Below are 15,745 nucleotides of genomic sequence, written 5' to 3' on the forward strand. Positions count from 1 at the left end.
CTTATTTTGCTGTGTTCTTTTTCGGTGGCGTTGCGGAGGGTAAATCGCTCACATTCCAGCCGCCGCCTAGAGCGACGATCAATTTTACGCTGTTGATGAGCTGGGATTTGATGATATTCAATTCATTCTGTTGCTGGCTCAAGCTGGTGGCTTCTGTCGTCGCGACATTTAAGTAATCGATCATGCCGGAGTTAAATTGATTATAGGTCACCCTCGCAGACTCTCTGGCGGATGCGGTGGCTTGTTTTTGCACGGCCATTTCCTCGTTTAGCCCGTGTATAGCCACCAGATAATCTTCTACTTCTTGGAAGGCATTCAGTACGGTTTGTCGATAATTGGCGACACTGGCGTCATAGGATGCTTTTGCTTGGCGAACTTTTGCTTTCGTGGCCCCAAAGTCGAAAATATTGCCACTGAGGGAAGGCCCAATCGACCAAACTCTTGAAGGCAATTCGAACAGGTTACTTAAAGTAGAGTTTTCTACTCCCGCACTGGCTGACAAGGTTAAATCAGGATAATACCCGGCAATGGCAACGCCGACGGCAGCATTCGCTGCGGCCACATTACGCTCTGCATAGGCAATATCGGGTCGGCGTTGTAACAACGCAGAGGGAAGCTCAGCGGGGATGGTTGGCAAATGATAGCTCAACGGCTCAGCAGGCAGTGAAAATGCTGCAGGTGGTTTGCCAATTAATACCGCGATGGCGTGTTCATACTGAGCCCGCTGCCATTTGAGATTAATCATAGAAACCCGAGTGGTGTGTAATTGGGTTTGCGCTTGAGCCAAAGAGGAACGGGAAATGTTCCCTGCTTTGTATTGATTATTAACGACTTTTAGGTATTGGGTATAGTTTTTTATATTGCGTTGATAAAGTGCGATTTGCTCATCCATCACCCGTAATTGAAAATAATCTTGCGCCAAACTGGATTGCGCACTGAGGGTCGCATTGGCCAGTTGGGCGGCACTTGCCATGGCGCTGGCACGATCTTCTTCCCGAGTACGGCGTAATTTTCCCCATAGATCCAGCTCCCAGCTGGCACTGCCCTTCGCAGAGAAGCTATTACTGGTTTGGTTTTGTGTACCAGAACGTGTTGCGCCCGCTGAACCATTGATCGATGGATACAGATTGGCGCCTGCTTGTTCTGCAACGGCTTTGGCTTTTTCGTATTGAGCCGCATATTCGGCGACGTTTTGGTTGTTTATCTGTACTTGGGCGAGCAATTTAGACAACACTGGGTCTTGATAGACTTTCCACCAATCTCCTTTGGGCGCTTGGTCTAGCGGTGTTGCCTTTTGCCAGCCTTTGGCTTCTTTAAATGATGGGCTTTGCGGGGCGCTTGGTCGTTTATAATCCGGCCCAACCACCGCACAGCCACTGAGTATCGTCGCGAATAGACTGATACACACACATTGAATGATTCGATTATTCATCATGATCCATTTTCATCATTGGTTAGAGAGGAGCCGCTAGCAGACCAGTCTTCTTTACGAATATAACGTTGCCAAAATCGCCGAGTTCCTTGGCTAATTTTTTCCATATAGAGATAGACCACAGGGGTGGTATACAAGGTCAGCAACTGACTGACGACTAAGCCACCACAGATCGCAATGCCTAACGGACTGCGTAAATCGGCATCGCCACCTTGTCCAACGGCCATTGGTAAGGCTCCAAAAAACGCGGCAAACGATGTCATTAAAATCGGTCGAAAACGTTTTAGGCAGGCTTCTCTAATGGCCTGTTCTGCAGACATTCCCAGCTTTCGTTGGGCATCTAATGCAAAATCTATCATCATAATGGCGTTCTTTTTCACAATACCGATCAACAGCAAAATACCAATCAAGGCGACAATGGTCAGCTGTGTATGAGTGATTTGCATGAGTAGCAAAGCACCAAGTCCTGCGGACGGTAAGGTGGATAAAATAGTGAGTGGATGAGCAAAGCTTTCATAGAGTATACCGAGGACAAGATACACCGTAATGAGTGCTGCTAAGATTAACCAAGGAATATTGTTGGCAAAATGGATTGAAAATTTAGCATCCCCTGCGTAGTTCGCCACAATGCTGCTTGGCATGGCTAATTTGGCTATTTCCAGTTTAATGGCTTGTTGTGCCTGTTCTAACGTGACCCCATCCGCTGTATTAAACGCGATGGTAACCGTGGCGGACAGATCTTGGTGCGAGACGGATAAAGCCGCGTTTCCGCTTTCCAGCTTGGTAAATGCGCTTATAGGGACAATATTGCCCTTATTTGTCACGATGCTCATGGATTTTAAAACATCACTGTTGCTGGTGTAATCCTTGGTTAACCCCATGACGACATGATATTGGTTCGTGTCTTGGTACATGGTGGCAATCTGGCGTTGGCTAAACGCATTATTTAATAGGGTATCCAAATCTTTGACCGAGACACCAAGGCGTTTCGCCGCATCGCGGTTAATAACGATGCGAACTTCTTGGCCACCCTCTTCTAAATCTGAATCGACCCCACTGAGCTCGGGCAAATGACTTAATGCCGTTTGGACTTTGGGAGCCCATTTGCGCAGTAGGTTTAAATCGCCAGATTGTAAGCTCAGTTGATAACTCGCATTGGCACTGCGTCCGCTAACATGAAGATCACTGGCAGCCCGTAAAAATAGACTCCCCCCTGCCATACTTTGGGATTTTTGGTACAGACGATTCGCGACTTGTGCTGAGCTTGCCTGTCGTTCGTTAAGTGGCTTGAGTAGCACAAAAAAGCGACCTAAATTTTGACCACCACGGCGCGAACTAGTGATACCGCTCATCACGCTGGCAACGGCGGGGTCGGAGAGAATCATCTTAGTATATTGGCGTAGCCTGGGTTCCATGGCGTCAAAGGAGGTATTTTGATCCGCGCGTAAGGCACCAAATAGAACACCAGTGTCTTGCTCTGGAAAGAAGCCCTTTTGAATGCTGCCGTACAAATGGAAATTCAATGCAATGGTTGCTATCAAGGTCAACAGGGTGATGCGCTTGTGTCTGAGGACAATATCCAACGATACTTTATAGCCTCTATTGAGCCGGTCGAAGGCGTTTTCAATTCCAATATAAAAGCGGTTTTTAGGACGGTTTTGTGTGTGGTGACGTAACAAGCGTGAGCACAACATGGGCGTGAGTGTCACGGAGACCAGCATTGAGATCAACAGTGACACCGTTAAGGTGACGGCGAACTCTCGTAGTAGCTGACCAATAATATCGCCCATAAAGAGCAATGGAATAAACACCGCCACCAAAGAGACGGTCATCGCGAGCACGGTAAAGCCGACTTCCTTTGCGCCTCGTAAAGAGGCTCTGACAGGCCCATAGCCCTCTTCCAAGTGTCGGGATATATTCTCCAACACCACAATGGCATCGTCCACGACGAAGCCTGTGGAGACGATAAGAGCCATCAATGAAAAATTATCTAAACTGTACCCAAGCAGGTACATCACGGCAAAGGTTCCCAATAAAGACACAGGTAATGCCATTGCCGGAATAAACAAGGCTCGACCATTACGTAAAAAGACGAATACCACAGCGATGACTAGAGCCATGGCAATTAGTAAGGTACGTTCCGTTTCATGCAAGGCGGAACGTATCATAGGAGAACGGTCTAAAGTAATGTGCAATTGCGCACCGGTTGGAAGCAGCTTTTTAAATACGGGCATTTGCGCTTTGATGCCATCAATGGTGGACAGCATGTTCTTGCCGGAAGCGAGGGTGACACGAATATTCACGGAAGGCTGATTATTGTAGTAGGCGACGTTGTACGGGTTTTCTACCCCTTCTTTCACCTCCGCAACATCGGATAAATGGATGGCGGCCCCATTTTGATAGTGAATAACGATGTTTTTAAACGCCTTGGCGTGCAGTAATTGACCATTGCTATTGACCATTAAGGTGTGTTTATCGCTTTGAATCACGCCCTTGGGTCCATGGTTGGTTGCAGCCACAATGGCTTTACGAACAGCATCCAAGGAAATGCCATAATGGGTCAAGGCTTGTGGGTGGAGGCTGATGCGCACCGCTGGTGAAGAGCTGCCTGATAGCGCTACCTCTCCTACACCATCGACTTGTGCGATCCGAGGTTCTAACTGATTGGTAGCAAAATCATACATGACACTGGCAGGAATCGATTTTGAAGTCAGTGACATCATTAAAATAGGCGCCGCCGCCGGATTGATTTTACGGTAGGTCGGCAAGGAGGTCATAGCACTGGGTAATAGGCTTTGAGAGGCATTGATGGCTGCTTGGACATCTCTTGCAGCACCATTTATATCGCGATTGTCATCAAACACAAGCACGATCGAGGTCGAGCCTAACGCACTGGATGAGGTCATCTCATTGACCCCTGAAATTTGTCCTAATGCTCGCTCCAGTGGCGTGGCAACCGTTGCTGCCATGGTTTCCGGGCTAGCACCGGAGACATGTGCATTAACCACAATAATTGGAATCGACATGGCGGGCAGACTGGATACAGGCAACCATTGAAAGCCTAGAACGCCCAATAACATTAATGCCATGGTGATTAACCATGTTGCGACCGGACGAAAAATAAATGTCTTTGAAAGGTTCATCGTTGTGCTCGTTGCCGACGACGTCTTAAGAGTCGATCAAAGAACAGGTAGATGACGGGGGTAGAAAATAATGTCAGCAATTGACTTAAAATCAGCCCGCCAACGATAACCAACCCCATTGGCTGGCGTAGCTCTGCACCCGAGCCTTGGGCTAACATTAATGGTAAGGCGCCAAATAAGGCCGCCATAGTCGTCATTAAAATGGGACGAAAACGTAACAAACAGGCTTGATGAATGGCATCACGAGGGCTCAGATGCTGTGTTTTTTCTGCTTCCAAGGCAAAATCAATCATCATAATGGCGTTCTTCTTCACAATACCAATCAGCAAGATGACGCCGATTAAGGCTATCAAACTGAATTCCGTCCCATTCATCAATAAAGCCAAAAAGGCACCGACGGCGGCTGTCGGCAGTGTGGATAGAATGGTGATCGGATGAATAAAACTCTCATAAAGAATGCCTAGCACCACATACATGGTCAGCAAAGAGGCGAGAATCAACCATAAGGTATTTTTCGTTGAGTGACTAAAAGCAGCGGCGGAACCTTGGTATTTTAGGGTAATGCTGTTGGGTAGTTTTATCTTGCGAATGGTGTTACTTATGACGTGCTGGGCTTGTTCTATGGAATAACCATCGGCCACATCAAACGACAGTGTCACCGCCGGAATCTGGTCAAGCCGAGCTTTCATCAATGAGCCTGTTCTTTGGCTGATAGTGGCCACATCGGTTAACCGCACCATGGGGGTAGCCCCAGAACCTGTGATGGATTTACCGGCCAGATAAATATCATTCAAGGTCGAGACGGCTTGATCTTTATTGGCCGGTACTTCCAAGACAACACGGTATTGGTTAGATTGGGTAAAGATCGTTGAAATCAGACGCTGTCCAAACGCGTTATATAAGGCCGTGTCCACATCCGCGACGGTGATGCCATAGCGTGCCGCCACATCACGATGGATGGTGACATAACTCACGAGACCTTGGTCTTGTAAGTTACTGACAACCTTGGTTAAAGCGGGTTGCTCTTTTAAAGCATCGACCAATTTTGGTGTCCAAGTAGCTAATTGTCGACTGTCCGTATCGTCCAATGTCATTTGATATTGGCTGGGGGTGACCTGATCGTCCACGGTTAAGTCTTGTTGCGATTGCAAATACAGTGCTATGCCTGGTATATCGGCGACTTCTTGATTCAGTCGTTTAATAATGGCTGGGGCTCGGTCACTACGCTCATCAAAGGGCTTTAAGTTAATCTGTAACCTTCCTTGGTTTAAGGTTTCATTCTGTCCGTCTACACCAATACTGGAAGTAATGCTTTGTATATCAGGATCTTTTAACAGCCGCTTAACGACTCTTTCTTGACGCTTACCCATTTCCGTAAAAGAGACGCTATCCGAGGCGATGGTAATGCCTCGGATCGTGCCAGTATCCTGATCGGGGAAAAAGCCCTTGGGGAGGGCAATGTAGAGCCCTATGGTGAGCAGCAAGATACCAACAATTGCCAATAAAGCGGTTGTTTGATGATTCAATACCTTGGTTAAGTAGCCATTGTAAAGAGAGACAATGTGATCAAAGACTTGCCCCCCCTTTTTATAGAAGCGGCTTTGCTTTTCTTCTGGTATGCGGCGAAGCAAATAAGCACACAGCATGGGGGTTAAGGTCAAAGAAACGATCATCGATACCAAGATAGAGACCGACAAGGTGATGGCAAATTCACGGAACAGTCGGCCGACTACATCGCTCATAAAAAGTAGCGGAATCAGTACGGCAATTAGAGAAAAGGTTAACGAAATAATCGTAAAAGCGATTTGCTTTGAGCCTTTGAGCGCAGCTTGAAAGGGGGACTCACCTTCTTCTAGGTGTCGTGAAATATTCTCCACCACCACAATGGCATCATCGATAACAAAGCCCGTTGCGATAGTCAGAGCCATCAAGCTTAAATTGTTAACACTAAAGCCTGCCAAATACATGACGCCAAAGGTACCAATTAACGACAAAGGTACCGCAATACTGGGAATCAATGTGGCCGCGAGATTGCGCAAGAACAAAAACGTCACCATCACCACCAAAGCAATGGACAACATTAACTCGAATGTCACGTCATGGATCGATGAGCGAATGGTTTGTGTGCGATCAGATAAAATCGACAGTTTAATGCTGCCAGGCAGCAATGCTTGCAGTGCTGGTAAGCGGCGTTTAATACTATCCACCACCTCGATGACATTGGCCCCTGGCTGACGTTTCACTTGAATAAGGATGGCGGGCTTACCATTTGCTGTGGCCGATATATATTGGTTTTCACTACCGGAAATGACCTTGGCAACGTCTTTTAAGCGCAAGGGGGCACCATTTTCGTACTTTAAAATGAGGTTAGCGTATTCATTGGCATCCCGTAATTGGTCATTGGCATCAATGCTGATGGAATGGTATTTGCCATTAAAGCCCCCTTTTGAGCCATTCACATTGCTGGCGTTAATCAGTGTGTAGATGTCCTCCAGAGTGAGCTGGTGAGCGGCTAAGGCTTTAGAATTTGCTTGAATACGAATCGCCGCTTGATGGCCACCAGCCAAGGTGACCAATCCAACCCCAGAAACTTGTGACAACTTCAGGGCCACTCGGGAATTAATCCAATCCTGTACCTTGGTTAACGGTAGCGTGTCGGAAGTGGCGGCAATCGTTAGTACGGAACCATCTGCGGGGTTCACTTTTTTGTAAGTAGGCGGATAGGGTAAATCTCTGGGTAAGAGAGCGTTGGCTGAGTTGATTGCCGCTTGGACTTCTTGCTCGGCCACATCCAAAGGCAGCGATAGGTTGAACTTTAACGTGATGAGCGAGGCGCCGCCTGAGCTGGTGGAATACATCTGACTGAGACCGGACATTTCCCCTAGTTGGCGCTCTAAGGGCGCTGTCACTGAAATCGCCATCACTTCTGGGCTGGCACCTGGGTATAAGGTTTTGACTTGAATGGTGGGATAGTCTACTTCCGGCAATGCCGAAACCGGCAACAAGGTATACGCGAACAAGCCCGATAGTAACACCCCAACCATCAATAGGATGGTGGCAACCGGTCGCTCAATAAAGAGACGAGATGGGTTCATTGAACATCCTTGTTTGGTGCGATAATTTTTACTGTACTGCCATCTCTTAAATTATCGATACTTGTTGTGACGACTTTATCACCCACTTTAATGCCAGATAGAATCACCACTCGATCCACACCATCAACGGGCCCTGCTTCCACTATGTGTTTTTTCACCTTGTTATCAGGGCCAATGACAAATACAAAGTCGCCATTATCATTGAGTTGTAATGCTGCTTTAGGAATGACAATGGCGTGTTTTAGCTCTTTAACCTGTAAGCGAACATTCACAAACTGGTTGGGATAAAGGGCTTCCTTTGCATTGCTGAAAAGTGCTTTTAATTTGATTGTCCCTGTATCACCGTCAATGCTATTGCTGATGTTGGTCAGCTTGCCTGTTGCTAACTTCTTGGCACCTGTTTGGTCATATAAGGTGACAGGAAACACTTGATGGTGACGTAATCCTTGTAACACTTCTTGTAGATGTTGTTGAGGAATACTGAAAGTCGCAGTGATCGGGTTGGTTTGTGTGATGGTGGTGATGGCGGTAGAGTCACTGCTGATCAAGTTACCTTGATCTACTTCTAATAGGCCAATATAGCCGCTAATAGGAGCCTTAATTTTTGCGTATGCAATATTCAGTTTCGCTGACGTTATTTGCGCTTTAGCGGAGGCGACAATGCCTTCATATTGACCAACCGTAGCCATTTGTTCCTGTACATCTTGTACCGAAATAGAATTTTCTTTAGCAAGCTTTTGATAACGCGCCAAGGTGGTTTTGGCGTTGTGTAATAGGGCTTCGTTCTGTGCCAAGGCACCTTTGTTTTGAGCTAAGGTTGCTTGATAGCTGCGATCATCAATTTGCGCAATGAGCTCACCCTTTTTAACGTATTGGCCTTCTTTAAAATAAACCTGTCTTAGCTCACCGGTAACTCGACTGGTGACCGTTACCGATGCATTGGCTTTCACAGTGCCCAAGGCATTTAAATATACGGCGACATCGGCCTGTTTTGCCACACCTGCGTAAACTGGTGTGGTTCTATTGCCACCAAAATGATGGCGCGCTTTAGCCGTTTTCTCCGGTGTTTGGAAATAGTGCCAGCCATACCAACCTCCTGCCATTACGATGGCGGCCAGGAGCGTTAAAAAGAGTCGAAATTTGATGCTAGAACGAGTTGTCATTTTCTATTAAACAGCCATGTTATGATGATTCTTAACTATCAGGTAGGTTAGATTATTGAGCTGGGTCTCGTTCCTATCGTGACAATCCCAATTATCCTTAAAAAAACAGTGTATGGATTATACAAATATCAACAATATTTTTTACCTTTATTTACATAAGAATGAACAGTATGTCGATGGAACCATCACATAATTAAGGGCAAATATGAATGCTCTTAAAGAGACTGCCTGAGTCTTTTTCATGCTGCTCTTCAGTAATGGTTTGTTGTTATTTAGTAACTTCATGTGGATCTTTAGTAACTAAAACAGTTCACTAAACCGTATCATTATGTTATAACCTAACAAATATTGATGTATTAGGTTTTTTTACAAACTATTTGCTAGGAGAGAGTCATGTCACTGAGCCGTCTGGTATCGGGTGTGTTTGCGCTAAGTGTTTGTTTGGTTAGCAGTTATGCCCTTGCTGCCCCTATTCATATTGTTGCCGCAGAAAATTTTTATGCAGATGTTGCTAAGCAAGTTGGCGGCGATCATGTCGAAGTTTCAAGCATTATTTCGAATCCGGATGTTAATCCACATCTTTTCGAAGTGAGCCCGAAAGTTGCCCGTTCAATTTCCGATGCGAAGATCGCGATTTACAGTGGCATTGGCTACGATGACTGGATGGCTAAACTACTGGCGGGCCATGACAAGTTAGTCAAAATTGATGTGGCCAGTATGACAGGTCATGAAGATGGGGATAACCCACATATCTGGTATGATCCACACACCATGTTGCTGCTGTCTTTAGCCATCAAACAGGAGCTTAGCCAACTGGATCCTGCCCACAAAGCCGCCTATCAGCATAACTGGCAAGCGTTTGTTAAATCTATGCACCCTATTTGGAAGCGTATTGATACCTTGCGTCAAAAATACGCGGGAACAGAAGTAACCGCGACTGAGCCGGTATTTGGCTACATGTTCGCAGAATTGGGCTTTAAAGTGCGTAACCTTGGGTTCCAAATGGCTGTCATGAACGATACCGACCCATCTGCGAGTCAAATAAAAGCCCTACACAACGATCTGACTGAACACAAAGTGGCTTTCTTACTTTATAATAATCAAGTAACAGACCCTATGACAGATCAGTTAAAGGCGCTTGCGGAAAAACATAAAGTTGCTATTGTTGGCGCCACTGAAACTATGCCTAAAGGCACTCACTATCAAAACTGGATTAATCAAGAGTTGACTGGAGTGCAAAACGTACTTGAGAAATAAATGACAAAATTGATTATTTCTGCAGCGGATCTAAGCGTCAGCTTAGGTTCGCGTTTGCTGTTTGAATGTGATGAGCTTGCCATAGAAGAAGGTGCTTTTGTCGGTTTACTGGGTGGTAATGGCGTGGGTAAGACGACTTTTTTACGCACTCTCCTAGGGCTGCAAAAAGCACAGTACACCACTTTGAATATTTTGGATGCTCCCTGTAAACGAGGCTCCTCGTCCATTAGTTATCTACCCCAGCTCAAAGCCCAAAGCAGCCGACTCGCGTTATGCGCACAGTCCCTGTTTCAAACTTGGCGGCCACGGAGTATAAGCGCTAAAGAATGGCAACGACGCATCGACAATGCCATTGACCAAGTCAATGCACAAAAGATTGCCTCCCAGCCTATGGATACTCTATCAGGCGGGGAATACCAGCGTTTAATGCTGGCACAAGCCCTACTGAATGAGCCAAAGTTATTATTACTGGATGAACCGCTGGTGGGTCTTGACCCAAGTCGGCAATACCAATTGGTGGAACTGATTCTCCACTTACAACAACATCTTGGTATGACCATCATTTGTTCTACTCATGAACTGAACCCTTTTATTAACCACTTTACAGAAGTTTTGTTGATTCATGAGCAGAAGTTACGACAAGGAAAGGCCACAGAACTCCTCACCAGCCAAACCTTAAGTGAACTGTACCATTGTCACCTTGATGTGGTGGTGCATCATGGTCGCCAACATTTAATTGCCCATCCGGATTCTGATTTATATGTTTGAATACTCATTCATGCAAAACGCATGGTTAGCCACCATTGTTATTTCTTTGTTGGCTGGGCCTATCGGTTACTTCTTAGTGTTACGAGGTCAAAGCTTTGCCGGTCACGCCTTGGCGCACCTTGGCTTCACTGGTGCCAGTGCCTCCATTTTCTTGGGTGTCACCCCTTTTTCAGGGGCGCTGATTGCCACGGTGATGGGGGGAGTGGCCATTGGTTATCTGGGTAACCGTTTAGAACATAGAGATGTTGTTATCGGTATTGTTCTCACGATGGCATTGGGGATTGGCTTATTGGCCTTGCACTTTTATACGCAATTCGCGACCCAAGCCAGTAGCCTACTATTTGGTAATATACTGGCCGTCAGTCATAGCATGGTGATTCGCTTGGCGATACTCAGTGTGTTATGTGGAATGGCTTTTTTACTGTTGGCGCGCCCTTTATTGCTGACCACCTTACAGCCCGATATTGCTGAAAGCCGAGGTTATTCTGTTGGTCGTTACAGCATTGTATTCTTTATTATTTGTGCTCTAGTAACTGCCGCCTGTAGCCAAATTGTTGGTGCCTTGTTGGTCTTTACCCTAATGATCGCCCCGGGCGCCGCCGCGCTGCAGTTAAGCTCCCACTTAAAACAAGGGTTAATTTTGAGTGCCGTATTGGCGTTAGTGTATGGGCTAGGCGGTATTACTATTTCTTATTATAGTAATTGGCCTGTGAGCTTTACGATTACTTCCTTGAGTTGCTTGGGTTATGCATTGGCTCGACTGTATCGCTCGAAAAAACACCACTAACGGCTGTGTTTTTTGTGAGCTAAAACACCGTTTGGCTTGATCCTTTCACTGTCTATTTTGTATATTGATCTACCAGAGGCCGTTATTCACAACATCGTGTAGCGGCCTTTAACAGATAACCTCATCAAACAGCAAACCGTGCGGATCTGGCGCAGGATGTCTCCTTTTGGTCATCAAGACCTTTCTCCGCATCAGTGACACTGGCATCAGTCAGGATGTAATTGACCTTTTATGAAATCGCCTTTTACCGGTATGTTCCGGTCTCTTCGCAATGTCAATTATCGGATTTGGTTTATTGGCGCCCTTATCTCGAACAGTGGGACTTGGATACAGCGAACGGCACAAGATTGGCTGGTGCTGACGGAGCTGACAAAACACGATGCATCCGCCCTTGGCTGGGTGATGGCGTGCCAATACGGACCACAGATTCTCTTGTTACCTTGGACTGGCTCGGCTGCGGACTACTTTAATAAACGTAAGTTATTGATGGTGACTCAGTTAACCATGGGCTCGTTATCTCTGCTGTTGGGCGTGCTGACGTTAACGGGGTTGATCACATTGTGGCAAGTGTATGTTTTTGCCGTTTTATTTGGTTCTGCGGCGGCGTTTGATGCGCCCGCACGGCATTCTTTTGTTGGGGAAGTGGTTAATGAAGAGGATCTCCACAATGCCGTAGCGCTTAACTCCACCTCCTTTAACTCGGCGCGCATGATAGGTCCTGCCATTTCAGGTTTGATTATTGCAGCTACTAATACTGGTTGGGCGTTTGTGATCAACGGCGTATCTTTCTTGGCGGTGTTAGTGTCATTGTTCTTTTTACGGGTGAGTGAATTGAATTCTGGGACGGATGATAAGCGAGTAAAAGGTAGCTTTAGCGAAGGATTGCGCTATATGTGGCAGCGTCCAGACCTGAAAGCCATTCTCCTAATGCTGTTATTAGTGGCGACATTTGGGCTCAATTTTCCGATCTTTATTTCCACCATGGCGGTGAGCGAGTTTCATTCCAGTGCGCAAGGCTATGGACTACTGATGTCTTTTATGGCGATTGGCACCGTATCGGGGGCCTTGCTTAGCGCGCGTCGAGACAAACCTCGTTTCACCCTGTTATTAAGCAGTGCCTTCGCCTTTGGCATTAGCTGCTTTCTGGCGTCACTGGCACCGAACTACTGGTTATTTGCCGCCGCGTTAGTCGTTACGGGTATTTCCGCCCTCACCTTCACCAACTCCGTGACGAGCTTAATACAACTGAGCACAGAGCGCCGTATGCGGGGGCGAATGATGGCTCTGCGAGTCAGTATTGCCCTTGGCAGCTCCGTGGTCGGCGGCCCTCTTGTAGGATCCGTAGCCCATCTCTTTGGCCCGCGTTGGGCTCTAGGCATAGGTGCTGCCTCAGGCTTTGCGGCGGCTTTCGTAGCCCTTTATGTCTTGTATCGGGAAAAACAACGGCAGAGGGTTTAATAGTCAGCCTAGGTTTCTTTTCTATTTGATCATTGCATTGCGTAAATCATCCAACAGCAATGAAATGGTGGATCATGCTTGTTTTTCTTATGTCATCACCGTTAAGTTGTACATTACCTGCTTTTAGGAATCGACTGGCTTGGTTAAGCGCTTCGACATGACGACGGCGGGCGATAACCCCGCCTTATTGGGCTAAGTCGTCAAGGCTTTACCAGGGCACATTGTTCCCAAATCTATCTAGATATTTTAGTCCGGGTTTATGGATCTGAGCGAGCAGTACATTGACAATATCCGGCACCGTTTCTTCTAGAGTAAAGGGGGCTTGATCGCCTCCTAGGCCGGTACGGATCCAGCCTGGGGCCATCAGTACTATGGATCTGGCTGTGTTCTGCTCCCGGACGGCAAAGCTTTTCACCAGCATATTAAGGGCGGCTTTACTGGCTCGATAGACTTCCCGCATACCCTTTTGGTTGTTGCTGATACTCCCTTGTCCGGAAGACATAACACCAATCAGGCCATTAGTCAGCACTAGATCGTCAAAGGCTTCAAGAACCCGCATGGGACCTAGGACATTGGTCAACATTACTTGGTTAAATTCTTCTGTGCTGACTTTGCCGATAGCAATCATCTGATCCTGAGTGGTCGTGCCCGCATTGCAATACAGCATGTCTAGCCTTTGCCCAGCAAGGCGTTCATGCAGGGTACGGATTTGTTCCTGGGAGGTAATATCCAAAGTTTCGATCCTAACTTGGTCCGGATATCGATTGGCTAGGTCATGCAATAAGCTCGGTTTGTTGTTGTCTCGTACTGTACCTATTACATTCCAGTTTTTGGATACAAACTCTTCGGCCATGGCATAACCTAAGCCCCGGGAAGCACCGATCATCAAAAGGGTTTTTGCTTGAGCTTTCATAGTGATTTTCCTTTATTTGGCAGAAAGAATCACTATAGGAGGCGATGGATCATTGCGGAAGAGGCATAGGTTGCACATATAACCTGCATACTATGCACTATGAGACTTTAGCACGACTACTGCGCTTGCCAATACTTTGTTAAAAACAGGCTCAAAATGCTCATTTATAGCTATAAACTCCGCTTTCTCGTCTGTTTTTGCCGCGTTTTGTCGTCGCTCGTGACATCGTGCAAAGGTCTCACTATATTAATTTTATTGAAGTCTATTCGCTGTAGCCCGTTGCATTAGAGGATGTTTCTGCCACTAATGGGGATAACCAATCCTACTTCCCAATACAGAAAGACCCAAAAATACGTCCTAAAAGGTCGTCGCTGGTGAAGGCTCCAGTGATTTCGCTAAGGGCTTGTTGGGCTTCTTTGAGGTCTTCCGCTAGCAATTCCCCTGCTCCATAGCCGTTAAGTTGTTCGTTGCCAGCGTCTAGGAAGCGGTTAGCTTTGTTAAGCGCTTCAATGTGACGACGACGGGCGATAAACCCGCCTTCATTGGTGCTGTCGAAGCCCATAACGGCTTTTAAGTGGTTTGTTAGATCACTGACACCCTCACCTGTTTTCGCTGATAGAGAGATCACAGGGACATCTGAGACGATTTCCATTCCTGTGGCTTCTTTGGTTAAGTCGACTTTGTTGCGTACTAAAGTCAGGTGTTTTGTATCGCCAAGCTTTTCCATGAATTCGGGCCAGATTTCGTTAGGATCTTTGCTGTCGATGGATTGGCTATCGACCATCATGAGGATGCGATCGGCTTTGCTGATTTCATCCCACGCGCGTTGAATACCAATGCGTTCCACTTCATCTGGGCTGTCACGAAGACCGGCGGTGTCGATGATGTGCAGTGGCATGCCATCAAGATGAATATGCTCCCTTAGTACGTCCCGTGTGGTGCCTTCGATGCTGGTTACAATGGCAGATTCTTTGCCTGACAAAGCGTTAAGTAAGCTGGATTTGCCTGCATTAGGACGGCCTGCTATTACCACACTCATCCCTTCACGAATCAAAGCGCCTTGGTTGGCTTCTTTTAAGACATCACGCAGGCGATCTTGAATGCCAGCCAGCTCGCTGGCGACTTTACCATCGCCGATAAAGTCGATTTCTTCTTCGGGAAAATCGATGGCGGCTTCCACGTAAATACGCAGATGAATCAAGGATTCCACCAGTTCGTCTACGCGTTTTGAGAACGCCCCTTGCAATGAACGCAGCGCGCATTTAGCGGCTTGTTTAGAGGAGCTGTCGATCAGGTCGGCAATGGCTTCGGCTTGGGTTAAGTCCATCTTATCGTTCATAAAGGCACGTTCGGAGAACTCTCCAGGACGGGCAAGACGGGCCCCCAAGGCGACACAGTGAGTTAATAGCATATCCATGATGACAGGGCCGCCATGGCCTTGTAATTCGAAAACGTCTTCGCCTGTGAAGGAGTTTGGCCCAGGAAAGTATAAGGCGATGCCTTCGTCAAGTTGCTCGTTCTGGGCATCTTTAAAGGGAACGTAATGGGCGTAGCGAGGCTTCGGGGCAAAACCGACAATCTGTTGTGCAATACTGAGGCTTTTGGGGCCGGATAAACGAATGATGCCAACGCCGCCACGGCCTGGTGCGGTCGCTTGCGCTACGATGGTGTCTTGGTCAATGGCGTATTGAAAGTCGGTCATAATAAAACTCGGTACGGTCTACGTCGG

Annotated in this window: 10 protein-coding genes; 4 read left to right on the forward strand and 6 right to left on the reverse strand. The window is 47.0% G+C overall.

Translation table 11 applies throughout. The features are described 5' to 3' along the window. Position 1 precedes the first annotated feature (1 nt). The 4 genes from MSP8886_RS00905 to MSP8886_RS00920 are packed head-to-tail and all read right to left on the reverse strand — an operon-like array spanning position 2 to position 8,833. A complete protein-coding gene (locus tag MSP8886_RS00905) occupies positions 2–1,435 on the reverse strand; it encodes an efflux transporter outer membrane subunit (protein WP_067011770.1) in 1,434 nt (477 codons plus the stop codon). After that, positions 1,432–4,575, reverse strand: a complete 3,144-nt coding sequence (locus MSP8886_RS00910) for an efflux RND transporter permease subunit (RefSeq protein WP_067011772.1) — start codon at positions 4,573–4,575, stop codon at positions 1,432–1,434. The genes MSP8886_RS00905 and MSP8886_RS00910 overlap by 4 nt, the downstream gene beginning before the upstream one ends. Beyond that, a complete protein-coding gene (locus MSP8886_RS00915; RefSeq protein WP_067011774.1) occupies positions 4,572–7,670 on the reverse strand; it encodes an efflux RND transporter permease subunit in 3,099 nt (1,032 codons plus the stop codon). The genes MSP8886_RS00910 and MSP8886_RS00915 overlap by 4 nt, the downstream gene beginning before the upstream one ends. After that, positions 7,667–8,833 carry an efflux RND transporter periplasmic adaptor subunit gene (locus tag MSP8886_RS00920; RefSeq protein ID WP_067011776.1) on the reverse strand — a complete coding sequence of 389 codons (1,167 nt, stop codon included), beginning with the start codon at positions 8,831–8,833 and terminating at the stop codon, positions 7,667–7,669. Before MSP8886_RS00920 ends, MSP8886_RS00915 begins: the two co-directional genes overlap by 4 nt. 393 nt (positions 8,834–9,226) lie before the next feature. On the opposite strand from MSP8886_RS00920, the gene MSP8886_RS00925 reads away from it, so the two are divergent. The 4 genes from MSP8886_RS00925 to MSP8886_RS00940 all read left to right on the forward strand — a co-directional run bounded on the left by MSP8886_RS00925 (position 9,227) and on the right by MSP8886_RS00940 (position 13,103). Beyond that, positions 9,227–10,090 (forward strand): metal ABC transporter solute-binding protein, Zn/Mn family, encoded by an 864-nt coding sequence (locus tag MSP8886_RS00925; protein ID WP_067011778.1) that lies wholly within the window; start codon positions 9,227–9,229, stop codon positions 10,088–10,090. Next, positions 10,091–10,858 (forward strand): ATP-binding cassette domain-containing protein, encoded by a 768-nt coding sequence (locus MSP8886_RS00930; protein WP_067011779.1) that lies wholly within the window; start codon positions 10,091–10,093, stop codon positions 10,856–10,858. Then, the gene (locus MSP8886_RS00935) at positions 10,851–11,645 is read left to right on the forward strand and encodes a metal ABC transporter permease (protein WP_067011781.1); all 795 of its coding nucleotides are present in this window, start codon (positions 10,851–10,853) and stop codon (positions 11,643–11,645) included. The genes MSP8886_RS00930 and MSP8886_RS00935 overlap by 8 nt, the downstream gene beginning before the upstream one ends. Before the next feature lie 231 nt (positions 11,646–11,876). Next, a complete protein-coding gene (locus tag MSP8886_RS00940; protein ID WP_067011783.1) occupies positions 11,877–13,103 on the forward strand; it encodes an MFS transporter in 1,227 nt (408 codons plus the stop codon). Positions 13,104–13,311: 208 nt separating this feature from the next. Here MSP8886_RS00940 and MSP8886_RS00945 read toward each other — a convergent pair whose 3' ends face one another. Both MSP8886_RS00945 and mnmE read right to left on the reverse strand, forming a co-directional pair. Further along, on the reverse strand, positions 13,312–13,989 hold the full coding sequence (locus tag MSP8886_RS00945) for an SDR family NAD(P)-dependent oxidoreductase (RefSeq protein WP_217491313.1): 678 nt from the start codon (positions 13,987–13,989) through the stop codon (positions 13,312–13,314). 349 nt (positions 13,990–14,338) lie between these two features. Beyond that, on the reverse strand, positions 14,339–15,718 hold the full coding sequence (gene mnmE, locus MSP8886_RS00950) for a tRNA uridine-5-carboxymethylaminomethyl(34) synthesis GTPase MnmE (RefSeq protein WP_067011787.1): 1,380 nt from the start codon (positions 15,716–15,718) through the stop codon (positions 14,339–14,341). Positions 15,719–15,745: the final 27 nt, after the last annotated feature.

The sequence above is a fragment of the Marinomonas spartinae genome (assembly GCF_900089775.1).
Classification (GTDB): Bacteria; Pseudomonadota; Gammaproteobacteria; order Pseudomonadales; family Marinomonadaceae; genus Marinomonas; species Marinomonas spartinae.